This window comes from Bacillus sp. D386 (assembly GCF_006346415.1).
The window spans coordinates 1-25,351 of the sequence record NZ_VEMV01000008.1 but is presented as its reverse complement, the minus strand read 5'-3'; the positions used below and the strand labels follow the sequence as shown (position 1 = coordinate 25,351).

Sequence of the window (25,351 nt, the reverse complement as noted above, 5' to 3'; positions counted from 1 at the left end):
ATGCTAAAAAAAGCAAGAAGGTGACGTGATTTACTCTCACGTCACCTTCTTTATGCTTATCGAATAGTTTTTAATAAATTATTCATTTCTGCAACTTGCCTTTGTTGTGTAACAATCATCTTTTGTACGATTGTCCTTAATTCAGGATTTTGAGTATACCTTAATATATTTTTGCCCATTTCAATAGCAGCCTCATGATGTGGAATCATTTCAGTCAGGAAGTCTCTATTAACATTTCCCGTTGGTTTCGCAGCCTCCAATTGAGTGATCATTGAGCTATAAATGTTATTATAGGTCTGTAGATAAGCAGCTTCTGCCTGCTTATTCACTTGAGGATTATTTTTTAGCTTATTTTTCAGTTCCTCCATTTGTCTTATACCATTTAACTGTTCTTTAATTATCGTATCTGCCAGTCTTTTCAGCTGATTATTGGCACCGTCATATTTTAATAAATTTTCTGCCATAGAAACAGCTGCTTCATGATGCGGAATCATTTCATACAAAAAATCGAGCGATGGATCCCCTGTTTTAGGAGCCTCAGACATACTTTCCTTCATAACCTGCAAAATACTTCGATAATTATCATAATAGTCCTTTTCCTTAGGACCAATTTCCGCCTGAACCTGTGAACTGAACATACATAGGAATGCCAATAGTACTGCTATACTTCTTTTTCTCATAAAGAATCCTCCTAAGTTGTTTATTTTTCTTATTATGTAAAAAAGGTATAGTCCCTATGCATTTCATTCACATAAACGATTTAAATTCTTTCTCTCCCAGCATGAAGCTTTTAAACTTTCCATCCTATATGGAAATTAAAATTGATCAATCTCACCTATGATATCCTTTAATACATCTATCGACTTAAGTATATCTCCTTCATAATCCATGCCGTGGTACACCTTTGGGTAGAGCCTTGTTTTCATACTTGGATGATAATCCAATTGTTTGAATCTATCCTCTATATATTGATGATCATGGTCGCCAATAAAGCATAATCCTTTGACAGAACTGTCTTTCATAGCACTCCATACATCATCTCTTTTTAGTAAAGGTGTCAGCCAAACAGCTTTTGCATCCTTGAATTGAGATTTTTTCAGCTCATTGCTCATCGCGATCGTACCAAGTGATTTTCCAATCAGGTAGAAATTTTCATACTCTCTATCCTTCAGAGCATGATCAATCATTGCTCCGGAATCATAGATAACCGCTTCAACTAGCTGTTTGTAGGTGAAATCCTCATAAAAAGAATCTCCATATGGGTACTCTAATTGCAATACATCTATCCCTTTGTTTAAATATAACCCTGTGGCAAAATGAAAAAGAGGTCCATGAACCGTATATCCCAACCCAGGAAACATAATGACCAGGCTACGTGAATCTTTATTTGTACTGAAAATGGAATAACGAATTCGCTTTTCTTTATATCCTGAAACCTCGTTACTATTAACCTCTTCCATCACAATCTCCTCCCAATTAAAAATTAAGCAGATTAATAATAAAATTTTTTACCAATTATATGTATTTAAATATTAATAGTCTTTCAAGTTTCCTTCTGCTCTAAAGCCTCTTCAAGGAAGAACATAAAAATAACCACGATTATTTCCACTATAAAAGGAACTGTAATGCGACCCATAAATTCGTCTACTGTATAAATAGTCAGCCAACTAAAGATACAGTTAAACAGAAACTTCACAGCGAATAATTGGTAGGTCCCAGATATATAGAGTTTTGATAATTTAACAAGCACCATTGAAAACAAATCCAACACCAAACCAAGCAAAAAGAGAAACACAACAAATAGGAAGAGTGTAAATCGAGAGTCATACTCTCCCCCAAACAATCTAAAAAAGCCCGCAAAACTAAAGTAAGTAACACCCAACACAAACGACAAAGGAATGAGTACAATTAGGCAGATAATCACCACAGTTGTAATCTTTTCTTTTATCCCCATCTCCCGAAAAGGTTTATCTTCATTCGAACTCATGAATTACATTCCTACTTTCAAGTACAATATGTCCTGAGTCTATTATAAGCTTCATCTTGTTAGGGAGGCACCGTCTTTATATAAATCTTGGAAAAAAACAAGCATGTATGATGGCTGATTTAATAGAAAAAATCATTTTAACTAATAATAAGAAAGAATTTTAGCGAACTCAAAAAGTCTTCCTTTATCAAGTAGAGGAAGACTTTCAAACCGGAGTTGATTTTAATACTTAATACAGAGTGCGTTGGTGAAATATCGAGCTCTAAGGCTTATTCAGCTGATACTAGTAGTTTCTCTTTAATATGGTTAGCGGATATATAGCCAAATACCGTTGATGGTCCTAATGTGGCACCTGGACCAGCATATACACGTCCCATAACGGATGCTGAACAATTTCCAGTTGCATATAACCCTTCTATCGGTAATCCATTGCGAAGAGCTTGCCCATGTTCATTAGCTACAATTCCGCCTTTTGTCCCTAAATCACCAGGATAAATTTTACAGGCATAGAATGGCGGTTTTTCAATAGCACCCAGGTTAGGATTTTTATAAGTAGGATCGCCGTAATAATTATCATAAACTGAGTTTCCACGCCCAAAATCTTCATCCAACCCTTTTTTTGAAAAATCATTAAACCTGTTAGCCGTATTTTTTAACCCCTCTATGTTAATTTTGCATTTCTCCGCCAATTCTTCAATGGAATTCGCTTTAATTAAGAATCCGCTTTCAATTGCACTTTTAGGAGTTCTTCTTGGGAGCATGTTACCAAACAAATACTTATTTCGATGTCTGCTCTCCATAATAAGCCATGAGTGAATCGCTTTCCCATTCTTTTCTTGCCTTTCAAGAATCGCATGGCCAGCATCTGTATAAGATTGTGACTCGTTAAAATAACGTTCTCCCGTTTGATCCACTATTATACAATGTGGCATTGAACGTTCATGCACAAGGAATTTTCGGGCACCGCTTGCGTCAATCGCTGTAGGTCCCCACCAGGCATCATCCAATAAAGCAGTATCTAAGTTATGCTTTTCTGCGATTAACAGCATATCTCCTGTGTTATCCGGACTTGCAGCTGTCCAGTCTGTTCCTACATGATGATATTTTTTGCGCAGCTCCAGATTTCGTTCAAATCCTCCACCCGCCAAAATCACTGACCGACACTTGATAAAATATGGTTTCCCCTCTTTTTCTGCCTCGACCCCTACAATTTTATCTTCCTCCATGATTAAATCCTTTAAGGGTGTAGATAACATCAGTGGGACTTGATATTTCTTTGCAATTATGAGTAAACGGCTGACCAATCCGCCTCCAATCGATATAGCATGTTCACCTTTGATCTTATGCTTAAATCCATTCAGGAACATACCGACAACCGTGTTAAAATCTTTTGCATTTGTAAAGGCTTTTGGTAAAGAGGCTACTTTGCCGGAATAGATGGGCATCGGAGCCTCAAGCTCACCCGTTCGCAAGGTCTCTTCGTTCTCTGCTAAAAGCCTAGCATCAACAATTTCCGCCTCAATGGAGCGACCTATTTTACCACCAGGTCTTTCAGGATAATAATCTGGATACAATGAGCCCGCTACCCACTTCATCCCTAAATCCTCTAAAAACTTTACCATCCTGTGACCATTTTTCACATAGGCCTCTTTTCGCTCATACGTAGATGCTGGCCCTGTGTCCTCTATTATTTCTTGCATATAAGTAAGAGCTTCTTCTTCACTGTCCTGTAAGCCAGCATTTTTCGAAACATGATTATTTGGAATCCACAAACCTCCGCCAGATAAAGCCGATGAACCACCCCATACAGATCCTTTTTCAATAATAGCTGTGCGAAGACCGCCATACGCAGATGTAATAGCTGCTACCAATCCTCCCGCACCACTGCCTACTACTATAACGTCATATTCTTCATCCCAGTTCATTTGCATTCCTCCATATTGTCCAAGTTTTATATTTATATGAAAGATACAGCAATAAAAGTACGTCTTTCTTCTATCTACTGGCAAATGATTTTGAAGGGTAAAAGAGTTCCCGTTTTATTAATATGCACACAAAAAAACAGCTGCCGACTCTATCGACAACTGTCCATTGTAAAGACACTCTAAATCTATTCTTTCAGTTAACAAATATACAGAAATCTATTATTTTTTTATAAGCTTAAGCTCTACAGGTATAGCTTTATCGATTTCTTTGCCGTCTAAATGATTTACGGCAGCCTCAACTGCTTTTTCACCAATTAAATCTGGCTGTTGAGCAACGGTAGCAGCCATCTCACCGGATTCAACCTTTTTCAATGCATCATCTGTCGCATCAAAGCCAATAACGATAATATCTTTACCGCTTCCTTCAATTGCTTCTAGAGCTCCAAGAGCCATCTCATCATTTTGTGCGAATACTGCTTCAATATCTGGATTAGCCTGAAGAATGTTTTCCATAACTGTTAATCCTTCTGATCTATCAAAATTAGCAGTTTGGCTAGCTTTAATCTCTACTGATTCTTTTACTGCTTCATTAAATCCTTCTCCACGGTCAATAGCAGCTGATGAACCAGCTATCCCTTCTAACACAGCAACCTGAGCACCTTTTTCTACTAAAGTAAGTAAATATTCGCCTGCTAATTTACCGCCCGCCTTATTATCGGATGCTATATGAGATATAACTTCTCCACCCTCAGATGATCTGTCTACTGTAATAACTGGAATCCCAGCGCTATTAGCTGATTCAACCGCTGAAGAAACCGCAGAAGAATCTACAGGATTAATCATGATCATATCAACTTTTTGCTGAATTAAATCCTCTACGTCAGACGCTTGCTTAGAAGCATCATCTTGAGCATCTACTACTGTTATCTTTGCATCAAGGCTATCCGCTTTTTCTTCAGCAGCTTCGCTTAGTGACACGAAGAACGGATTGTTTAATGTAGATACTGAGAACCCGATAACCATATCTCCTTTTTCCTTGGATGACTTGGATTCTGATTTGCTTCCTGATTCCATTGAACAGGCTGCCAACACAACAGATAACATTGCTGCCAACAGAATTAATGAATACTTTTTCATTTAATACACTCCCTTTTATGCTTGTTTTTTGCGATCTAAAAGAACTGCCATTAATATAACTGCACCCTTCACAACCTGTTGGAAGAATGATGAAACCCCAATTAAATTCATTCCATTATTCAGTACTCCGATTATCAATACACCTACTAATGTACCGAATATCCAACCACGTCCTCCAGTTAGCGAAGTACCCCCTAAAACAACTGCGGCAATCGCATCCAACTCATAGGATTCTCCAGCAGTCGGCTGAGCTGAATTCAGACGTGATGTTAAAATTAATGCTGAGACAGAGGCTAAAAGACCTGTAATTGCGTAAACCCAAATTTTCACTCGATCCGTATTGATTCCAGATAGCTTGGAAGCGTCTTCATTTCCACCTACAGCATAAACTCGGCGGCCAAAAGTTGTCTTATGGAGAATGAAATATAATATAATGAAGGCCAAAATTGTTGTAACAACAGGAACAGGAATTCCTAATAAATATCCTTTACCAAACATTTGGAAAGTAAGAGAGTCACCCAGCCCCGAAACTGGCTTTCCTTCCGTATAAACAAGCGTTAATCCGCGATAAATAGTCATTGTTGCTAAAGTAGCAATAAATGGGGCAACTTTTCCTTTTGTAATGATCACTCCATTAATTGCACCCAGGATTAACCCAAGTATTAGAGCAGCACCCATTGCTATGATTGGATCTGTACCACTGGCAAGAAGGCTTGCTGCCACTGCACCGGTCAATGCCAATGTAGAGCCGACAGAAAGGTCAATTCCCCCAGTCAAGACCACAAACGTCATCCCAAATGCAATCAGCCCGCTAATTGTAACTTGTCGTAAAACGTTTAAAATATTTGAGACCGTCAAGAAACTCGGATTCATGATTGTAATTACCACAATTAATAACAATAGACCAAATAGCGGACCTAGCTTGGAAAGCCACTTTTTGTAGTTCACTTTAGACAATCTTCTCTCCCCCTGTCGCAAAATGCATGATTCTTTCTTGTGTCATATCTTTCTTCTCTACTACCCCTGTCAATTTACCTTCCTGCATCACTAGCACTCTATCCGCCATACCTATGACTTCCGGTAGTTCTGAAGAAATCATTAAAATAGCTACCCCAGCCTCGGCTAATTGATTGATAATGTGATAGATTTCCTTCTTAGCGCCAATATCAACCCCTCGTGTCGGTTCATCCAGAATCAGAATTTTTGGTTGAGTGCCGAGCCACTTGGCAATAACAACCTTTTGTTGATTACCGCCTGATAGAGACTTAACGATTTGTTCTGCACCAGAGGAGCGTATTCGTAACTGATTTATGTAATTTTGAACAAACTCATTCTCCTTGCCTGGCTGTATAACGCTAGCTTTAGAGCCCTTTTCTAAATTTGCCAACATAATATTCTCTTTAATTGAGAAATCTAATATTAATCCCTTTGATTTTCGATCCTCTGTCACCAAACCAATTCCAAGCTTCATAGCTTCTATGGGAGTTTTAATTTGGACCTTCTGACCATCAATAAAAATCTCCCCCTGGGTAGATTTCCTATGTCCAAATAGAGCTTCTGCTATTTCAGTTCTACCAGCCCCCATCAATCCTGAGAGTGCCAATACCTCCCCTTGATGCAAGGTAAATGACACATCCTGAAAGGCATTATCCGCACTTAAACCCTTCACCTCCAGCTTCTTGTTGCCTATCTTGGCATTTCTGGAAGGGAATCGTTCTCCTAACTGACGTCCAACCATCATAGCAACGATTTCATCGAATGTTGTCTCCGAGATTTCCTTCACTCCTACATATTCTCCATCACGCAATACCGTAATCCGATCACAAATTGCAAATATCTCTTCCATACGGTGGGAAATATAGACGAATGAAATTCCCTTGCTTTTCAGCTCTCTAACTGTTTTAAACAGGGTTTGAATTTCACGGTCTGTCAAGGCAGCAGTAGGTTCATCCATAACAATATATTTGGCTTCAGAAGCAATCGCTTTTGCAATCTCAATAATTTGTTGCTTCCCGACCGATAAGTCTCCCGCTCTGGTCCGTGGATGAACATCCAGGCCTAGCTTTTTCAATAGCCTTTTTGTTTCCTGTTCCATTTCTTTACGTTTCAAAACTCCAAGTCCATACTCTAGTTCCTTGCCGAGAAATAGATTTTCGGCCACGGTAAGGTCAGGTAAAATATTTAACTCCTGATGAATCACATGGATACCCTGGTTCTCAGAATCCTTCGCCGACTTAAAATCCATCAATTGACCGTCGACTCTTACCTCTCCGCTGTCCTTCGTATAAATACCTGACATGATTTTCATCAGTGTAGATTTTCCTGCTCCATTCTCTCCCATAAGCGCATGAATTTCTCCGTTAAGCAATTCAAATTGGACATCCCTGAGTACGACATTACCACTGAATGCTTTTGAAATACCGGACATCTGAATCATTTGCCGTTCACCCACCCTCTGTTAAAAAATAACGCCACTCTGTAAAATAATATTTGCATATGGCGAAGCTTCACCGGTACGAATGATTACTTTAGCTGCCTTTGTTTGTATTTTAAATTGCTCATGCGTTACCTTCTGTATATCATTGAAGCATTCATGAACGTAGTGGTTTATATCAGGATTTGTTTCCTTCATTTCCTCTGCTATAAAGACCTGCTCTACTTCCAAATCTTTTAAAACCTCTTCCAAAACAGGAATGAATCCTGGTTCTCCGAGCTTATAGGCTAAGTCGATACATACAGTTCCATCTGGAATTGGAAGTCCGCAATCAGCAATCACAATCTGATCTGTATGGCCAAGCTTGGCAAAAATACCGGCTAATTCACGATTAATGATTCCCTTTTTCTTCATCAAGCTTCCCCCTTAACCTTGCCTCAACCGCATCTATTCCAGGCATTCCGCCTTGAGCGCCAAATCCTTCAACCGATAACGAAGCTGCAATATTGGCAAAATGAGTTGCATCATTAATAGATTTTCCGTTTACATAGGCATGAGCAAAAGCGCCATTAAATGTGTCGCCTGCACCCGTCGTATCAACCGGGGTCGTTCTGTATCCTTCTACATGGATAATCTCATTACCATCACTATACATAGCTCCTTTATCTCCCAAGGTCACTATTAATTTATTTGGGTACTCTCTAACTGCTTGTTCTGCTGAAAGACCCAATATTACATTGCATTCTGTTTCATTAGGTGTTAAAAACGTAATCTTATCCATCCATTCCACTCGGAAATTTTGGGCTGGAGCAGGATTTACAATTACGGGAACCTTTAATTCGGAACATAAATCCAAAGTGTATTCTACTGTTTCCACCGGAATTTCAAGCTGCATGATGACCAGTTTTGACCGTTCAATTGTCCTGCGGTGTTTGTCTATCAAGGTCTTATCTACTTTAAAATTCGCACCTGGCACAACAATAATGCGGTTATCCTGATTATGCACAATGATATTAGCTATACCAGTGCTTTCAGATACCTTGCTTACACCATTTGTATCAATTTTTTCTTTTTCAAGGTTATCAATCAGCATGTCACCAAAGCTATCGTTACCCACTGCACCGATCATCGCAACCTGGCTGCCTAAGCGGGCTGCAGCAACTGCTTGATTAGCTCCTTTTCCACCAGGAATTGTTTCAAACCGCTCTCCCAGTACTGTTTCACCCTGCTGAGGGAATAGCCCTGATTGGCAAACTAAGTCCATATTTATACTCCCTATTATGGTAATCATTGAATTGCCCCCTTTGTTGAATCTCTTATGGTTAATTGCGGAGCTACAAATTCAGTCATTTGTTCGAGTAATTCTCCATCAATTTGTTTAATCAGTAATTTAGTTGCTTTAGAACCAAGCTCATAAATATTTTGTGCTACTGTCGATAACCCAGGTGTCGTCATCTGTCCAAGCATAATCCCATCAAATCCGAGAATTTGCAATTGATCGGGCACTGTTATTTTGAGAGAATGGGCTGCTTTTAATGCTCCTATTGCCGAAACATCACTGCAGGCAAAAATTGCATCAATCGATGAGTCCTCCTTCAATAATTTAAAAACAATCTGCTCAGCCTCATTAAAATCAAATGGACACTCAAGTATAGTAGTTTTAATCTGGCTGGTTTCAGTAGCTTGTAAAAATCCTTTCAATCGATCATCAGCCGGCTTCAGTCCATCTGGGCCGCGTAAACAAACAAGATGATTGATTTGCTGCCTAAGCAAAAATTCAGATCCGAGTTTCGCCCCTTCTATATTCTGGGTCATTACTGTAGGAAAACCTTCGCCAATTGACCGATCAAGCGCCACTAATGGGACATTAAGGCTTTTGTAATATTCCTTATCCAACTCGTTTGTTGCCAAAATAATACCTGCTATATACTTTCTCGTTAGTGTTTCAATGTATTGGCGTTCTTTCTCCGCCTGCTCATCTGTATTGCAGAGAATAACCGTGTAGCCATTTTCATATGCTGCGTCTTCCACTGCTCTTGCCAGCTCTGGAAAGAAAGGGTTTGTTATATCTGGTATGATGAGCCCAATTGCATTTGTCTGCTTTGTATTCAAGGATCTAGCAATTATACTGGGCCGATATCCTAATTCTTTAATTGCATCCTCTACTTGCATACGTGCCTTTTCGCTTATGTAGCCTTGATTTAAATATCTCGATACAGTCGCTACAGAAACTCCTGCATACTTTGCAACATCTTTTATAGTAGCCATTTTATCTCCAAACAAAATATGGTACCGGTACCATATGTAACCGGTTACATAATACATTACATGATTTTACAGAATGTTGTCAATCATTTTCATTTATGAATTTGGTCGATATGCCGACCTTTTTAAATTTATGCTAAAAGGAGGATGAAGAGGGAAGCTATAAAAAGATACTACACGGGGCTATCTGTGTCTTACTCAATTTTGAACTTTTTATCCATTTTCTAACTTAAACAAGAATATGTATATACCGCTTACGTTCTTCTCTATAAAAATTCATTAGCTCACCTGAGGTTCACCCATTAGGCAAATAGAGGTCCAAGGAAAAGGACCTCATCTTTGGTCAGCTCATCTATCTTCCCATAAACACCCCCCTCTTTACAGAGGGGGGAGATTAAAATTATCATTAAGCCGCAATACGTGATTCCTTTGATGGAGCAAAGAGCAACCCAATATTACTTAAACCAGCAATACCTACTAACGCATAGACGATTCGAGAAAGAATGGCATCCTGTCCTCCAAATAAAGTTGCTACAAGATCAAATTGAAACAAACCTATCAGCCCCCAATTTATAGCTCCAATGATCGTTAATACAAGTGCTATTTTCTGTAGAATACTCAATTTTCATTTCCCCTTTGTAAGTTTTTTGTAATCATTTACTATATTCACGTAATCACGGATACTTAAACCAAAATATATAGAAAAAATATAAGTTTTGTATAATTTTATTAAAGGATAGTATTCCGTTATAAGAGTGATTTGTTTGAGAAAACAGTTACTAACTCTTCAACAAAATTAAATCATTACCGGCTTAGTAATATGTAAAATGTGCAGACTCATTAGTCTATCAAACTTATATTTGTATTCTCCTCTATATTTTTCGTAAATTAGGGAGTATGAATATACAAATAGGCTGTACTGGGAAGCCAGATATACTTGCTCTTGTGTACAGCCCATTTAGTCTTAACCTTTAGAAATAACCTAGTAAGGATGAGTTTACTAATTGTACATCTAAAATTTCCTCTATCAAATTCAAAAAACCCAGCTCCCTTCAAACGAAGAGTAGCTGGGTATTGATGTTATTGTTATTTCGCCTTGCAACTACAACTATTGATATTACACCATTTTAAATACCTTACAATAAAAAATGAGGTATTTTTTTTTTGCAATTAATAGCCCTCTATATAAATAAAAAGTGACGCAACTAGTTGCATCATTTATTATATCTTTATTCAAATCTTCCTCTAGATTTTACAGTTATCAATTGGTGTACATAAGTCATTGCTTCCCAAGCTTCTTCAAAATAATCTCTTCTAAACCCAGCAGCAACCTTTATATTATCTTTAAGTATATGCTCTCCATTTTTTTGCATTTTTCCGATAATACCATTTATGAATCTTTTTCTATACACACTATGGGTTTCAGCGTATTTTTTTATATATTGATTAGTATTCGTTAATAACTCAAGTTTCTTCTCATAACAAACATATGAAGATGTATTTTTAAATAAAGTGTGTGTTGTAATTCGCACTTTTTTATTTTCAATTAGAATTTCTTCAACAATACTTCTGACCTGTTCTAGAATCTCTATATCCAATCTATTATAGTCGATTCTCTTCCCACCACAATTACCAGCCAATCTTCTTGGATTATGTTCATTTAGCCACTTTCTATCATTTCTATATAACCACGCATACAATGCTGGATTAGCTTTTCTGGCACTAACAATTCCATTTCCAACCTTATTAACTATTTGAATATATTCTTCTCTTTTCTCATTTTTTATTTGATCATCTAAATTACAAGGTATAGATACATTTTTAGTTTTTCGCCAACCATCTTCACATTTTTCATATCCTAACTTTTTTGCATTGTTATTAATGGTACCTGGGGAGCAATGCATTTTAAGTGATATTTGTCTCTGGTTAATTCCCTGATTAATATATTTCAAAAGAAGACTTCTCCATTTATGTCCAAAATCAATTATTCTAGCCTTATTTAGATCATAAGAATTCTCATCTTGATTTATTCCTATTACATATGTATATCCACACTGAGTACATTTAAAAGTACCCACTATCTTTTTTGACTTTCCGTCCATTTTAATTTCAACACTTCTTATTATAAGAGCTTGATAACTATCACAGATTTTATTCAAACAAGGCCAGGGACCTTTCCCAAATGGCTCATAGATGTATTTTTGATTATAAATCTGTTTAAAATCCCTGTTAAGAAACATCTGCCAAAGTATATGCTCTATAACTTGTAAATTATTTTTCCTATTTAAATTATCAATCCAAATTTGCTTTTCATTATCAAAATCAAAGTAATTTATCTCCTTTAAGAAATCAATTCCAAAGTATTCGACTATCTTTTTTTTTATTTTTTCTCTTTTTAAATTTCCATTGATAGTTAAGAGACCTTTGCTTCTTAACAACTCTTTATAATTATTTTTTACTGATTGAGGGTCTTTAATATTAGGTGCTTTTCCTACCAATAGTTGATTGGATATATCTATGAATTGACTATACCTTTTATCAATCAAATAGGATTTTGGCAATTCATTCGGATTAATTAATAAGTTATTAATGTCAGGCATAACATACTGATTTTTTCTGTTTTTATAGTTAAATTCAATGTCATTTAAATAACATTTATGTATTGGACAATAAAAAACACCTGGTAATTGATGTTTCCTATGCCAATATGCAGTTCCATACTGACTTATATTTTCTTTGTAACAAAGATTACAATATCTTAAAATGCCATCAAGCCCTTGTCTATTTGCTATCATACCCAATTCCATCTCAAAAGAAAGATGTTTATTATCTTTGTCTAAAATCATCTTCTGCCTAATATACTCATATTTATCCTTAGTTAATACCGACTTAAAATATGGTAATAGAGTATGTTCTTCTACAATCTTTACTTCATCCAAGTGAAAGTTATTTCTTTGCATAAAAGCCCTTAGTTCCTTTACAAAGTAAAGCTCAACTTTTAGATTCTTCCCATATATCAATTTATTGACTCCCCTATTACCAATTCCAACTATTGTCGAGTATCTAGCTATAACACTTGAAAATAGTTCATCAGGGTATAAAATAGGTAGAAATCTCAAAATCTCTCACCTTCCCGTTCTTCCTATACTTAGTTCTACTCAGATTGAATTTCATATATCCATTCGAAACTATCGATATATCCGTCATTTAATAATTCGTAATATATTTTATCTCCATCGTTGCTAGCCCTATTAAAGCACTTTAATAATGATTTCTCTCTAGGCTTAGATTTAACCATCTTTGACTGACGATTTTCATAAATACCTAGAGCCTTCTTTAACCCAACAACAGGATTATTAATATCTTCTTCTAGTAAACTATCTACTGACTTTTCAGCCTCAAGTGCTGTTAGCCCAACACCCATTAAATGCTCTATTATTAGCATCTTATTATTTTTTAATTCTTGTATAGCCGCTTCCTCTTTAATGGCTTTATTAGCTTTTATATGTATTATGGAATTAGCATCATTCTTAATTCCCACAATGACAGATGCAACATCAAGAGGTAAAAGATCTTCAAAAGCTGCTAAAGCATCATAGTCGTTTGTTCTTAATGCTTTAATTATAGGAATTAAGGGAGCAAGCTCATTTTTAAAAACTGTTTTATACAAATCTATATTCATTTGTTCTTCTCCGAAAAGAATTGATTTGATTTGAGATAATGCAAATAATTTAATTGTAAAATCGGCCACTCCCTGTGTATGTTCATAATAATACTCTATCGTATGTCTATCTAGGTTGGTTGGATTTTTAACCCACTGATAGCGCCATATATTCTTCAAAAAATCTATATACTCATCCTTTTCCATCCGTTGTACCTCAATTGCACCTAATCCACTAATCCGTCTAGCAATTCTGGCTTCTTTTTTTAATAAATCATATGATTTATTGGTCCCAACAAAAATTATTGGTATTCCAATTTGGTTAATTAATGATACAAGGAAATTTAAAACTTCTTTTGATTTACTCCCATTAACTAAATACTGTATTTCATCTATTATAAGCACTCCTATACTATGCACCATAACCAACTTACAAAAATATACCAATAATTGTCCTATATTATATCTAGATTTCCCGAATTCACTCACATAATTTGTATCTAACAATAAATCTAAAGTCTGAAACAAAGAAAAACACAGTTCTTTTAAACTACCATTATATGGGCACTCTATTTTCAGCCAAGGTACCTGAAGTAATTGAAATTGGAAATTATTATATTCTGTATGGTGAATTATTCTAGGAAACTGAGATAGGATTCTTTCTACTGAGGTTGTCTTTCCTACACCCGAAATCCCGATTATCGGAAATGACAAACTCTTATTATAATTTACCGCATCTTTATTAGAGCTAAATTTATCTTTGATATATCTATGTATATTTTGATAATCTGCTTCCATTATATTTCGGTAAACATATCCACGCCTCATTGCCATATTAATCTTTTGATCAATTTCTATATGCAGGGGATTCGGAATAAACAGTTCAAAAAGCCTCATTACGCATTGTATCCTATAATGACTTTCTAAATCTCTTTCCATATAACTAAAATGAGGGGTTTTATACAAGAATTTAATCAGCTTTTCAGTGCTCATTAAATTAGGAAGTGCTTCAATCAAAGGATTACCTCGAAATTCCGGAATTTCTTGTTCTTTATAAATCGCCTTCTCATAAGAGAATGAATTAATGACCATTAGTCTTTGTCCTCTCTTTCTAAGATTGCTTGTATATCTTTATGTGTTTCAATTCTCCAATTATTATAAACTTGATCCCTCCTCCTATCTGAATCCTGAGCTTTCTTATCAATAGCAGCTATATCCTTATTTCTCATATATTCAATTTCTTGTCGCCTGTTTGCTTCAATATTTTTAATTCGATTTGTTTTACTTTCCGTTTGTTGAGTATTTCTAGATTTTTCTCTCTTTTCTTCACTTATATCCTTGATATATTGTATTAAATTATTTTTTTCCTCGTCTTTTTTATATAAAGAGTTTCTTGTCTTTTCATCGTTTTTTTCAGTTAAAGTTAGTAAATCACACTGTTCCATTAATATATATTTTTCATCTTTACTCATACAAATATAAAATCTATGCTTCCTCTGATCAAAATAATATATTACGGACAAATCCCTAGGGTCATATTTAATTTTTATTTTCTCAGTTCCATTTATCCCAGCTGTTTTTAAGAGTCCATCATTTATTATTTCATCAGATATGTAGGTTCTTTTCTGAAATAGAATTCCTGACCTTGTTATGCTAGCTTGGTCTTCTGGTAACAACTGTATACTAACTAACTCTGAAGACATTTTCCCCATTCCTTCATTAATATTTTTTACTCCAAAATTCCAAATGTCTTTGGGTATTGGTTCCAGGTTATTTTCAATCATCTTTTTAGATAGTTTATAGTTAGCTAGCACCCTAGAATTATTCAAATAAAGGATTGTTTTAATAATTATTTTCCTGAAATCACTTAAGGTTAAAAGCGCCTTCAGTCTATAATCTTCTCCACCGCGCTTGTTAAAGTCCTTTCTGACCCCTCCTGGTAGAAAATCTATAAGGGTTCTCCTTATAACTCCTAAAGTATTTTCAACAATCGGTTTATCGTCCCCCCTATATGATCGTGTATTCTTTACTGTTGAACCTAAAGTCTTAGTTATAAGCGAAGAATTTTTGGAGATCATTTCTCCCCGATCACCAACAATTTCTGTTGGTATCACATTCATTGGCCAATCTTGTTTAGAAATATTAATTCCAAATCTTTTACAATAGGTAACTTTATTTTCTATAGCATTAACTATAGCTAATCTCGCTATATTCCAGGAGGGCCTTTCCAAACCAACATTAAAACCCACAATCGAACGACTAAATACATCGACAACTAAAAATAGAATTGGTCTACCCACAATTTTTTTGGGATTCCACTCAGACACAAGATAGATATCAAAAATTGTACTATCAATTTCATATGTATTACCTGGATACTTAGCATATTTAAAGACATCACCAGTTAGCTCTCTATGCTTCAAGTTGTATTCTCTACTTCCAACTTTTTTTCTATAATATTTTGGATCACCTAGCTTCTTCTTCAAATAATATTTGAATTGATTATATGTTGGTCGCTCGTCACCATTAACATAAATCAATTTAGGTTCTCCAGTTAAATCTATTATTTTCGTAGCAAAAAATTCTCTAATCATTTCATCATAAGCACTTCTTATAGATGTATATGGAGAGGCCAGATAATATTTATTTATAGCTTTTTCAAATATCTGCTCCATTCGTTCATCTACTATAACTTTGTTACTTGTTTTAGGTCCTGGCTTATTAGTGTATGTACGCTTTTTCCTCTCTTTTAGAATTCCATAACTTGATGAAAGTCCAACTAATTTCTTGCCACCTCTCCAATACTTTCCTAGCGTCCTATATATAGTTGTTATATCACAATTATTTTTTTCTGCCGCATCAATAACTAACCGTCTTCTAAATTGAATATCTGAATATATGAATGGTTCATTCTCCGGCATAACTATATCCCTAATATGCTTCCACCTGGTAGTAATTTCGCTTTGCTCCTTCTCTGAAACACTCATTAACGCATCGATATTAAATACTTTATCCTCTTTTTTAATTTCTATTTGATTATCTGATAGCAGTTGATTTAGGTAATTATACGAAATCAAATCTGGGATATTTTTTGTAGAATATACATTTATCCAATATGCTATATCTTTTCTTTCACTAATCCATAAGATTCTATATATAACCTTTTCGTAAGCAACTAATCCTCCTACTTCAATTTCCCCCAAAGTTTCTCTTCCCACCTCTCTGATAATCTCGGTTGAAAATCCTTTAGTAAAGCTGATTTATCGAATTTAATCTTTGTCACATCTAAAATTAAAATCTTCTCACTGATTAGCCATCTTATTATGCAATAACAATCATCTGTTTCCAGTCTTAGTTTATAACTAATATACTCAATCATATCGAATATTCTTTGGCTCCATTGAAGCATAGTAACAACTATCACTTTGCATATTTCAAACAACTGCTCTTTCGTATATTGCAAGTTGTCCAAACGTATTCCACGTAAATACTTTATATTATCTAGAAAAACTGCATTTATTTGCTTCTCTGTAAGTAACTTCCAATCTATATTTTTATTCTTCCAGTATAAGTGCTCAACTTCCAACTTCTCTAATGTTCTTTTATTATTTAAATCCTTAGAGTATTTTATAGATCTAGCAATTGTTGTTTGCTTTTTGACAATTAATAAATCCGTAGTTAAAACATACTCAAAACCAGATTTATTATCACAAGGATGTCTTACAGATATATCATTAGCAATCTTTATTGTTTCTTTTAAATCTAAAGGATACTGTTCACGAATATCTATAACATCCTCTAGCCAATCAAATATATAGATATAATTAGTTTCTAATTCTGAAAAACTATGTATTTCTCTCCCTATTTTTTTCGAGTGTATTCTCCCAACCCGCCCCTGACTTGGAAAGGAAAAAACATCTACCCAAGGTTTATAATGATTTAACGCTCCCTGCCCGTATCCTTCTTTAACCATCTTTTCATACTTTGATTCATTCCAAACACGCTTCATAATTACACCCTTTAATATATAAATATATTTTTTAATTTAATCAAAACGATTATATCCTATATATATCGAGTAAATCAAACTTTTTTCAGAATATTTTGTCTTTTTTATGTTTTTCTAGAATAATTATTTTTTATTAAAAAACATAAAAAAAACACCATATTTTTATATGGTGAAACCTAAAACTAATAATTTTAACCTTATCTTATTTTAAAATTATATAAAGGAAGGAATTTATGTAATTTTAAAAATACTGAAAAACATAATAAAAAACTTGTATAATCTATCCAGCAGTTCAATTGATATAGTTGGAAATATAGGTATTTATTATTGGTATCTTTCTTTAAATAAATAAGCAAATCAAGTTAGCCCCATTCATAAACTTCCATTCTTATAAAACCCGTCATAATCCTTTGAGTTTGCAAAAATAGCAACGCTAGGTACTGGTAGAAAGATTATATATGCTTACTTTATTATGTACGGACCCTGATATAAGGTTGATTGAATAACGCCTTTTTCAATTCCATAGCGATTAACAATTTTTTGTACTATATCTTTAAACCAGGGTGGAGAAGTAGGAGAAATATGTATACTTTTAATTAAAGTTCTTAAATCAAATTTCACATCAGCACCATAAGGGCCAAAAAATAAACTTTTCTCGTCTTCAAAAACCAACATTCTAAACTCTTGTTCGTGAGCAAATGATTTCCTTTTATAAAATAAAGTTTCGTATGAATTTCTACCTGCCATATCCTTTTTATAATCAATGTAATTTACTATTCCATAGTAAATATCATAATCATACCTATCATAAGAATTAATCAAATCTTGGAAAGAGGTTTTTATTGCAATTCCTTCATTTCTCCCACAATAAAGATCCCACATTGCAGCTGATTCTTCTTCATTCATATGCCAGCAGGAGACTCCCACATAATTTGACTCAACTACTTGTTTATTTCGCAATCCATTTAGTTCTTCATAATAAATTTGTTTATCTTCCTCATCCCAAAATGTTTGTTTATCTTCTTCATCCCAATACGAATAATCTCCGATTATATCTTGCAAATCAATATGAGAGAACGCACCTTCATATGGATCTTCAAAAGCAGCTGGTTTAGAAAAATAAATTGAACCATTTTCTAGTAATGCAATAAACTTTGATAGACTCATATATTTCCATAGCCCAAAATTATCTTTTTCTGTTGGGAATTTATTACGATTATATATATTATATTCATTGTTATATTGAAACCTATCATCAAAATTATCTCTTGCATTAGTAAAGGTATTTAAAGATTCTTCCGATTTTCTCTGCATATTCACTTTGGGATACCTCCTTGATATATAAGTGATACTTCCTCTAATGTTCTAGTCAATTATCTCTATTCAAGAGAAATACCACCTGATACATAATTATACATTATATGTAATTAAGTTCCATATATTTAATACTAGACTATATAATATATAAATGTTTACACCAGACAAGAAAACCCACCAAGTTAAGTCATCAAAATAAAAATGGCAATAACGTTCATAAGGAAGGTTATTGCCATTTTTGGTTCGTGATCTCAAACATTAGCATACAACAGACTATTATTATTTATGATTCTTATAAGACTGAAAGATACTGAAATTATCTTATCTATCTTTTACTCCTTTTTCAATCAATTAAAATAATGGAATTATGTTTTTTCTTGTCTGATTCCTTTGCTCTATAATATTTAAAATCTAGCTTTATCTCATTCATAAAATGATCATCTTGCAAAAACATTAACCCATATTCCTTTTGAGCTATTTCTAGTTTTTTGAAGATATAACCCAGATACTCTATCTTTGTTAATTTATTTATATCTATAAAGTTGCTAGGTATTTTATTGAAGTTTACTTTATTAATCTTTATATATTTTTGTTGAGCATAAAGGAGAATTGTTAATTTGATTATTAAATAATCCTTAACATTTGGATTCATATGAAAATCACTATCTATATCTTTATAAAAATCTTGCGTACCCCAATATAGATTATGATATGGATTAATAATAAAATCATTAAAAACTCTATTAACAACCTTATCATCAAATGTTGTCACTAAGAATTTCACTAGGAATCCGGTTGTTTTATAATTTGTAATTTCAATACTTTTTAGCAAGGCTTGTAGAAATATAAAAACCGTGGCATATAATAAATCTAAATTATTTTCGTTTTTCTTAACCCTATCTTCTGATTCATAAAATTCCTTATATCCGGTCTCGTCTAATAACTTTTGAATTTCTTTTTCATCTATGTCATCTTCTACAATCTTTATACCCAGATTGGCCAAGGAAACTGTTGTTTTATTAGTATCATTAGTTTCACTTGGTTGACAAAAGCTACTTAACATATAACTAAATGTAGAAAGCATCTTAACATCATTTTTATCACCAGCTTTAATAATTAGAGATTGTATAATTCTCACTATACCTTCCCTTTCAACTGATTCCTTAGAAATACTTTCGCTACTCAACTTTTCTATAACCGTATATAAGCCTAAATTCTCGTTTTCATACAAGTAAATAAGTAACTCATACAGTATTGTATAATAGGTGGCCAGATATTCATTATAATAATCAATATTGTGCTTTACAGTAGTCGCTGATGGTATCATATCTACCAAAATTTTTATAGCCATTTTTGCATCTTGAATTTTATGTTCTTGAACTAGGTGTATAATTAATTCCTTATGATTTTTTAGTAAGCTTTTATAGAAATCTAAATGTTCTTTAGTAAATTTATTTAAGAGATATAAGTGTTTCGTTGTTGTATCAATTCCAAACAAACGATACTCTGCACATAAATTGAATAATAAAACCTCTAAGTTATAGTATGCTCTATCGTATACTCTTCCTAAATTTTTATTTGATATCTGAATCAAAACCTGATAGATAGTTTCAACTTGAGCCGTAAGCAACTCATATATATTTGCTTGATTATATATTGTATAGCTAAAACTCATAGAACTATATATTGAATTAGCTGCAATAGTTTTTCTGAAAATCAACAGTTCTAGATTTAAATTCCGAAATGAGTCTATCATCAGCTTACTCAAAAAATATAACGAAAAAATTATTAGTAAGAATATAAATGCGAGTTCTTCCCCATTATTGTGTGTGTGTGTAAGACTAGTTGCTTTTATTTTTTCATCAAATGCAATAAATGAATTTTTTATAGATGATATCTTATAGGCAGAAAGCAGAGAAAAAAGTACGAATAAGGTGAAATATATAAAAGTAGTTCTTCCATTTACTGAGGAATCAGATATACTCTTTTGCTCTTTATAAATGAAATAGAAAAATGGAAAACTTAGAGGTACTGCAATCCTAATAATATTTAAAATTACCTCTAAAATATATAATGTGGTATTATCGCTTGAATTCGTGATCCTTAAAATCTCATAAAAATTTATAGTGCCAATAACATTTATATCTATAAAATAATAAAATAATGAATAGGTTATTATAAAAGTTGAAATCAACCATACTGGATTAATAAGTTTTCTGTACAATGCTAGTCCAACAAAATACAATTGTGTAATAGCAGAGAATATGACATCAGTTATTATTTTGACGGTAGTCTTTTTTAGCTCTCCTATTTGTTTTTTTTCTAAATAATCAAAGAAATTGTCAACATATTTTGATAGATGGACAGACATATTATTTACTGTTACTTCGATAAATCGCTTCAAAACATATAGCAAAACAGGGAAAAAAATTACGAATTTTATACCAATAGATATCTCCATAATTGCTCACCAAACCTAAATTGATACAAGTCCCTTTTACTGTAAAAAAAGTGCCTGATCGGCACTTTTTACATATCCTATAACATCTTATCTAACTGTCTCAGTTATTGTATATTTCCTTGAATAATAACCATCGATTATTGGCTTTGGAATAATTTTATTAGAGCTTTGATGAAAATCTAGATCTCCACGAGCAAGTCTCCAAGGAAGTTCATTATGTGTCTTGTTTTCCAAAAATTTACCATCCTTATCACCATACATATCCCATACAATTTTAATAACATTAACTGCTTCTGGACATATATCTGGGGTACTTACTTTATCATCGATCTCGTTCGAGCGATAATTTTTGTATTTATAATAAAGATTTGGTGAGACAGGACCGTGCACCCAAGCTTCAAAATCCTCATTGAATAAAGGCTTATCATTAACAGCATAACTTAATGCTTGAGCATAAAATGTTAATTTTTGCAGCTTCAAAGGTGTTACTGACTTATCTGTACCCGGAACGCTCAAAGAGATGAAGTAATCAGCAATATCATATATATCTATTTCTTCATATGTCTTCATACGATACATCTCCCCTTCCTCTATATTCATTATATATTTAAACGGAAATTTATACCATAATTTACTTTTGATTTCATTAAAAATCCCCATCTTACCACCTGCTTCTGAAATGTCACCTTAGAATACAGTATGGTCAAACTATACTGTTGCTATTTAAAATATTAAAAAAGGCTCGTTTTAACAATTATATTGATGTAATTCCTTTTTGGTACAGATATTTTATGCAAAAAAATAGCCCCTTAGGATGCCATTTTAAAAAAGGCTGTTTTCGTAGAGATTAATGCTAATGCCATAAAAAAAAGAGACAGCTTTTTTTTGCTGTCTCCGTTGTTCAACTAAAGCCCCTGTTAGTTTAAGTATATTCATTCACAAACAAAGACAATTACAATAGTAACTTTTCGTAATCACTTTTAAGTATTGCCATAATAATTTCATCTGAATATGCTTTATTGTAATATAAGGACTGACGTAAGACGCCTTCTTTTACAAATCCAACTTTTTCATACGCCCTGATTCCACGTAAATTTTGACTAAATACTTCTAACTGTAAACGATTTAAATTGAGTTGATCAAAAACAAAACTTAGAACTATATTGATTGCTTCAGTTCCAAAACCTTTTCCTGTTAATGAAGTAGAAGCCATTGATATTCTAAATCCTGCCTTTTTATTCTCCTCATCAATATCGTATATTGATAATTCCCCAATCATTTCATCACTACTTTTTAAACAAATAGCGAAATCATAACGACTAGAATCATTATTTATATTATTTATATGTGTCTTAATTTGTTGTAATGAAAAATTAAAAGTAGTCCCAGTCATATAACGTATTTCTTTATCCAGCGTACTTCCTAATATAATAGGGGCATCTGACTCGCAAAGCAGTCTTAAATAAATTCTCTCGCTCTCTAATCTCATTTAATTATTCTCCTTTATTCTCTTGTTTCAAATTGTTTAGAGTATATGTACTTACTTCGATTACATTAATCTATTAGGGCTATGATATAAAAAAGACAAATTATATAAGTTTTATACATAACATAATAAAATGGAGTATCACTAAACTGCCCCTTTAGCTCTATAAGAAAATGATGTCAATATTCAACTATATTTAACCATTGACCATCAGGACCTATTGTTATGTGAGGAACTTTGTTTGTTTCAAATATATCGTATATATCAATGTTTTCCTTGCTTATATTATTTAAAAGTTGAGATATATCTAGCTCCGAAAAAACTAAAAAATCCATTGTTGTTGACCTTAAATAAAACTCGTATATATATTGTTTTTTACTATCCTTCACATATCCTAAAAAACCTATTGTTCTTGGGAAACTCCTCCATAAAGGAAATTTAATCTTATTTATTAAAATAAAATCAGCTGACAGTTGGTTTAACAATTCTTCTTCCCAATCAGGAATAATCGCATAAATATAACATTCCTGCTTATAAATATCATTGATTATATCAACAAACTCCTGCTCGTCTATTTCCTCTTCAAGCAATTTTTCAATTACCTTTGGAATGATTTCCACTCTAATCACCTCTTTATTAATATTATACGATTATATTATTAGAGTGTTTTCTTCTTCCGCTAACCTGCCCCGTTACTCCAATAAGGAATTCAACACTAAAAGGCATTAATCCTTCTTAGATCAATGCCCCCTTTAGCTCAATAAGGAAAACACCTTATTTTTAGACTTGAACGTTAGTTCTTTTAAGAGTTCCAATATCTATCCATCAAAGATATTGACCAATTTGGTTGTTTCACTTCACCTTTTGGCAAAAACTCTTTCATTACTGGTTTGATATCAATTATAGGAGTTCCATCTATTGCATCTAATCCTTTTACAATCAATTTATTATTGTTTCTTTCTAAAAGTTCTACAATAGTAACTCCTAACTTATTAGGTCTATTTTTACCCCTTTGTGCAAAAATACCAACTTTAGGATACTCTTTATTATTTCTTGGATGTCTTGCTTCAAATTGAATATTATCATCTGCAACCTTATCAAAGAAAAAAATGATTTCTAAATGAGAGAATTCATTAATACCTTCTAAAGAAGATTCACTCATATTGTCTGCTAACTCAATAGTTGAAATAACTGAACCCCAATTATCGTCTTCAATAGCTTTACGATTATTATTCACTTTCGCTATTGGAACAATAGAAATTTGCAAAGTTACTCCTCCCTACAACTCCTTTTTAAATCCTTGAAGTAGATATTTCTATATGGTTTCAAAAATATCCTTCTGCCACTAACCTGCCCTTAGCTGTATAACAGTAAACGTGATAACTCAGCTCCTTAATTATATAGTAATGGCAGTTAACGGGCATTTTCAAAGACCAACCATTTAATGCCTCCTATTAAATAACATTCTAAATCCTATACCAATTTTTAGGGTTCCATCAATCAATGCAACTACTAAAAAGGGAATGTTGACTATAAGGATGCCTAACAATCCATTGATAATTGTTAACACACCTAAAACAATCATCAGTTTCCCTTGGGAAAAATAAAAACCAAAAAAATGTATACCAATAACAATTAAAATGGATAACCAAAGTAGTCTTAAATTATCAAAACCAATAAAAAGTCCACAAATGGTACACAAAATAATAGTAACTATTATCGTGATATTATCCATTTTATCTTGAAACTTCGAGTTATTACCGTATGCGAGTTTTCGATTTAAGTACGGCAGTACAAATATTAAAAAATATCCTAGTGAATAACCAACTCCTAAGATAAAAGGTTGTATTAAAAGTTCGCCACCACTAATTGCTGAAACTATTATAATTACACCAATGTAAACTAACCATACTCCGCAAGTTCTTTGTGTGTTATACTCCCTATTCTCCATATTTCTCCTTCCTTTATTTTAGTATCTTATAGTAAATATTCTCTATCTTTATGTAACATTCCTTCTTTCACTAACCTGCCCCGTTAGTAGCATAAAAAAGACCGTCAATTTGACAGCCTTGATTTCAGTTATCGCCTTAGCTTAATTCAACCTTCATCATTTAGATGCTGGAATTGGTACTAGCGAAACTAATTTTAATATCCCAAACGAAATACCAAAGATAATAAATAATTCAATAAATTGGTAAAACCAACCTTCAACAGTTGTTTGTACAGTTGCATTTACTACAAGTAATGTGATAACTAATGCTGTCGCAGACAAAAATAGATTATTTTTGAGAAAAGACAAGATATCCCCTCTTTCTTAAATATTTCCTGGGAGTAGTTGGTGAATTTGGTTATTTTTGTTTTTATTGTAACATTTTATGAAAATTAATTAAATCCTTTGTAGAGCTAACCTGCCCCGTTTCTAAAATAAGAAGTTCAACACAAAAAGGCATTAATCCTTCTTTTTGGATCAATGCCCAGTTTGTTTAAGTACAACCTTTCACTTGCTATTTCCACATTTCATCTAATTTATCAGCATAGAAATTAATTGCTTTTTTATAACTCAGTATTTCAGAGTCTGTTGTGGTATCTATCAAGCATTTTAGTAAAAACTCCATAGCTTTTTTATGCTCGCTTAAATTATATAAGGTCATTGAATAAAACACTTGTAT

The 25,351-nt window shown here is 33.3% G+C and carries 22 protein-coding genes and 1 pseudogene; all 23 read right to left on the bottom strand.

Annotation, left to right across the window (positions count from 1 at the left end; translation table 11 throughout):
* Window positions 1-56: 56 nt before the first annotated feature.
* Window positions 57-680 carry a DUF305 domain-containing protein gene (locus FHY45_RS20000; protein ID WP_066102612.1) on the bottom strand — a complete coding sequence of 208 codons (624 nt, stop codon included), beginning with the start codon at window positions 678-680 and terminating at the stop codon, window positions 57-59.
* A 135-nt stretch (window positions 681-815) separates the two neighbouring features.
* Window positions 816-1,460, bottom strand: a complete 645-nt coding sequence (locus FHY45_RS19995) for an alpha/beta fold hydrolase (RefSeq protein WP_139892856.1) — start codon at window positions 1,458-1,460, stop codon at window positions 816-818.
* A gap of 83 nt (window positions 1,461-1,543) precedes the next feature.
* The gene (locus tag FHY45_RS19990; protein WP_139892855.1) at window positions 1,544-1,987 is read right to left on the bottom strand and encodes a YrvL family regulatory protein; all 444 of its coding nucleotides are present in this window, start codon (window positions 1,985-1,987) and stop codon (window positions 1,544-1,546) included.
* Between the two features lie 269 nt (window positions 1,988-2,256).
* Window positions 2,257-3,912: an FAD-dependent oxidoreductase gene (locus FHY45_RS19985; protein WP_175354242.1), complete on the bottom strand. Its 1,656-nt coding sequence runs from the start codon at window positions 3,910-3,912 to the stop codon at window positions 2,257-2,259.
* A 219-nt stretch (window positions 3,913-4,131) separates the two neighbouring features.
* Complete coding sequence (gene rbsB, locus FHY45_RS19980; protein ID WP_139892854.1) at window positions 4,132-5,049, bottom strand: ribose ABC transporter substrate-binding protein RbsB; 918 nt, start codon at window positions 5,047-5,049, stop codon at window positions 4,132-4,134.
* A gap of 15 nt (window positions 5,050-5,064) precedes the next feature.
* Window positions 5,065-5,997, bottom strand: coding sequence for an ABC transporter permease subunit (locus FHY45_RS19975; protein ID WP_373925508.1), 933 nt, complete (start codon window positions 5,995-5,997; stop codon window positions 5,065-5,067).
* Between the two features lies 1 nt (window position 5,998).
* Window positions 5,999-7,486, bottom strand: a complete 1,488-nt coding sequence (locus FHY45_RS19970; protein ID WP_139892853.1) for a sugar ABC transporter ATP-binding protein — start codon at window positions 7,484-7,486, stop codon at window positions 5,999-6,001.
* Window positions 7,487-7,507: 21 nt separating this feature from the next.
* Window positions 7,508-7,897, bottom strand: a complete 390-nt coding sequence (gene rbsD / locus FHY45_RS19965; protein ID WP_066102633.1) for a D-ribose pyranase — start codon at window positions 7,895-7,897, stop codon at window positions 7,508-7,510.
* Window positions 7,875-8,774 (bottom strand): ribokinase, encoded by a 900-nt coding sequence (gene rbsK / locus FHY45_RS19960; protein ID WP_139892852.1) that lies wholly within the window; start codon window positions 8,772-8,774, stop codon window positions 7,875-7,877. The genes rbsD and rbsK overlap by 23 nt, the downstream gene beginning before the upstream one ends.
* The gene (locus tag FHY45_RS19955) at window positions 8,771-9,751 is read right to left on the bottom strand and encodes a LacI family DNA-binding transcriptional regulator (protein WP_066102639.1); all 981 of its coding nucleotides are present in this window, start codon (window positions 9,749-9,751) and stop codon (window positions 8,771-8,773) included. Before FHY45_RS19955 ends, rbsK begins: the two co-directional genes overlap by 4 nt.
* A gap of 403 nt (window positions 9,752-10,154) precedes the next feature.
* A complete protein-coding gene (locus FHY45_RS19950; RefSeq protein WP_139892851.1) occupies window positions 10,155-10,370 on the bottom strand; it encodes a DUF378 domain-containing protein in 216 nt (71 codons plus the stop codon).
* 607 nt (window positions 10,371-10,977) lie between these two features.
* A complete protein-coding gene (locus FHY45_RS19945) occupies window positions 10,978-12,867 on the bottom strand; it encodes a TnsD family Tn7-like transposition protein (RefSeq protein ID WP_139892850.1) in 1,890 nt (629 codons plus the stop codon).
* Between the two features lie 35 nt (window positions 12,868-12,902).
* Window positions 12,903-14,501 carry an ATP-binding protein gene (locus FHY45_RS19940; protein WP_139892849.1) on the bottom strand — a complete coding sequence of 533 codons (1,599 nt, stop codon included), beginning with the start codon at window positions 14,499-14,501 and terminating at the stop codon, window positions 12,903-12,905.
* On the bottom strand, window positions 14,501-16,612 hold the full coding sequence (locus FHY45_RS19935) for a Mu transposase C-terminal domain-containing protein (RefSeq protein WP_139892848.1): 2,112 nt from the start codon (window positions 16,610-16,612) through the stop codon (window positions 14,501-14,503). The genes FHY45_RS19940 and FHY45_RS19935 overlap by 1 nt, the downstream gene beginning before the upstream one ends.
* Window positions 16,594-17,418: a TnsA endonuclease N-terminal domain-containing protein gene (locus FHY45_RS19930; protein ID WP_139892847.1), complete on the bottom strand. Its 825-nt coding sequence runs from the start codon at window positions 17,416-17,418 to the stop codon at window positions 16,594-16,596. The genes FHY45_RS19935 and FHY45_RS19930 overlap by 19 nt, the downstream gene beginning before the upstream one ends.
* 462 nt (window positions 17,419-17,880) lie before the next feature.
* Entirely contained in the window at window positions 17,881-18,738 is an 858-nt protein-coding gene (locus FHY45_RS19925) for a DUF2971 domain-containing protein (RefSeq protein WP_139892846.1), read from the bottom strand.
* A gap of 340 nt (window positions 18,739-19,078) precedes the next feature.
* The gene (locus FHY45_RS19920; protein ID WP_139892845.1) at window positions 19,079-21,196 is read right to left on the bottom strand and encodes a hypothetical protein; all 2,118 of its coding nucleotides are present in this window, start codon (window positions 21,194-21,196) and stop codon (window positions 19,079-19,081) included.
* Window positions 21,197-21,283: 87 nt separating this feature from the next.
* On the bottom strand, window positions 21,284-21,766 hold the full coding sequence (locus FHY45_RS19915; RefSeq protein ID WP_139892844.1) for a Panacea domain-containing protein: 483 nt from the start codon (window positions 21,764-21,766) through the stop codon (window positions 21,284-21,286).
* Between the two features lie 382 nt (window positions 21,767-22,148).
* Window positions 22,149-22,685, bottom strand: coding sequence for a GNAT family N-acetyltransferase (locus FHY45_RS19910; protein ID WP_139892843.1), 537 nt, complete (start codon window positions 22,683-22,685; stop codon window positions 22,149-22,151).
* A 176-nt stretch (window positions 22,686-22,861) separates the two neighbouring features.
* Window positions 22,862-23,302 (bottom strand): hypothetical protein, encoded by a 441-nt coding sequence (locus tag FHY45_RS19905; protein ID WP_139892842.1) that lies wholly within the window; start codon window positions 23,300-23,302, stop codon window positions 22,862-22,864.
* 182 nt (window positions 23,303-23,484) lie between these two features.
* Window positions 23,485-23,949, bottom strand: a complete 465-nt coding sequence (gene tsaA / locus FHY45_RS19900) for a tRNA (N6-threonylcarbamoyladenosine(37)-N6)-methyltransferase TrmO (protein ID WP_139892841.1) — start codon at window positions 23,947-23,949, stop codon at window positions 23,485-23,487.
* Between the two features lie 174 nt (window positions 23,950-24,123).
* Window positions 24,124-24,633 carry a DUF6609 family protein gene (locus tag FHY45_RS19895; protein ID WP_139892840.1) on the bottom strand — a complete coding sequence of 170 codons (510 nt, stop codon included), beginning with the start codon at window positions 24,631-24,633 and terminating at the stop codon, window positions 24,124-24,126.
* Window positions 24,634-25,186: 553 nt separating this feature from the next.
* Window positions 25,187-25,351 (bottom strand): annotated as a pseudogene (locus FHY45_RS21310) (tetratricopeptide repeat protein); the annotation flags it as partial.

Coding starts and splice junctions, on each gene's coding strand:
- FHY45_RS20000 (WP_066102612.1), bottom strand. CDS start 680: ATGAGAAAAAGAAGTATAGCAGTACTATTGGCATTCCTATGTATGTTC.
- FHY45_RS19995 (WP_139892856.1), bottom strand. CDS start 1,460: ATGGAAGAGGTTAATAGTAACGAGGTTTCAGGATATAAAGAAAAGCGA.
- FHY45_RS19990 (WP_139892855.1), bottom strand. CDS start 1,987: ATGAGTTCGAATGAAGATAAACCTTTTCGGGAGATGGGGATAAAAGAA.
- FHY45_RS19985 (WP_175354242.1), bottom strand. CDS start 3,912: ATGAACTGGGATGAAGAATATGACGTTATAGTAGTAGGCAGTGGTGCG.
- rbsB (WP_139892854.1), bottom strand. CDS start 5,049: ATGAAAAAGTATTCATTAATTCTGTTGGCAGCAATGTTATCTGTTGTG.
- FHY45_RS19970 (WP_139892853.1), bottom strand. CDS start 7,486: ATGATTCAGATGTCCGGTATTTCAAAAGCATTCAGTGGTAATGTCGTA.
- rbsD (WP_066102633.1), bottom strand. CDS start 7,897: ATGAAGAAAAAGGGAATCATTAATCGTGAATTAGCCGGTATTTTTGCC.
- rbsK (WP_139892852.1), bottom strand. CDS start 8,774: ATGATTACCATAATAGGGAGTATAAATATGGACTTAGTTTGCCAATCA.
- FHY45_RS19955 (WP_066102639.1), bottom strand. CDS start 9,751: ATGGCTACTATAAAAGATGTTGCAAAGTATGCAGGAGTTTCTGTAGCG.
- FHY45_RS19940 (WP_139892849.1), bottom strand. CDS start 14,501: ATGGTCATTAATTCATTCTCTTATGAGAAGGCGATTTATAAAGAACAA.
- FHY45_RS19930 (WP_139892847.1), bottom strand. CDS start 17,418: ATGAAGCGTGTTTGGAATGAATCAAAGTATGAAAAGATGGTTAAAGAA.
- FHY45_RS19920 (WP_139892845.1), bottom strand. CDS start 21,196: ATGGAGATATCTATTGGTATAAAATTCGTAATTTTTTTCCCTGTTTTG.
- FHY45_RS19915 (WP_139892844.1), bottom strand. CDS start 21,766: ATGAAGACATATGAAGAAATAGATATATATGATATTGCTGATTACTTC.
- FHY45_RS19910 (WP_139892843.1), bottom strand. CDS start 22,685: ATGAGATTAGAGAGCGAGAGAATTTATTTAAGACTGCTTTGCGAGTCA.
- FHY45_RS19895 (WP_139892840.1), bottom strand. CDS start 24,633: ATGGAGAATAGGGAGTATAACACACAAAGAACTTGCGGAGTATGGTTA.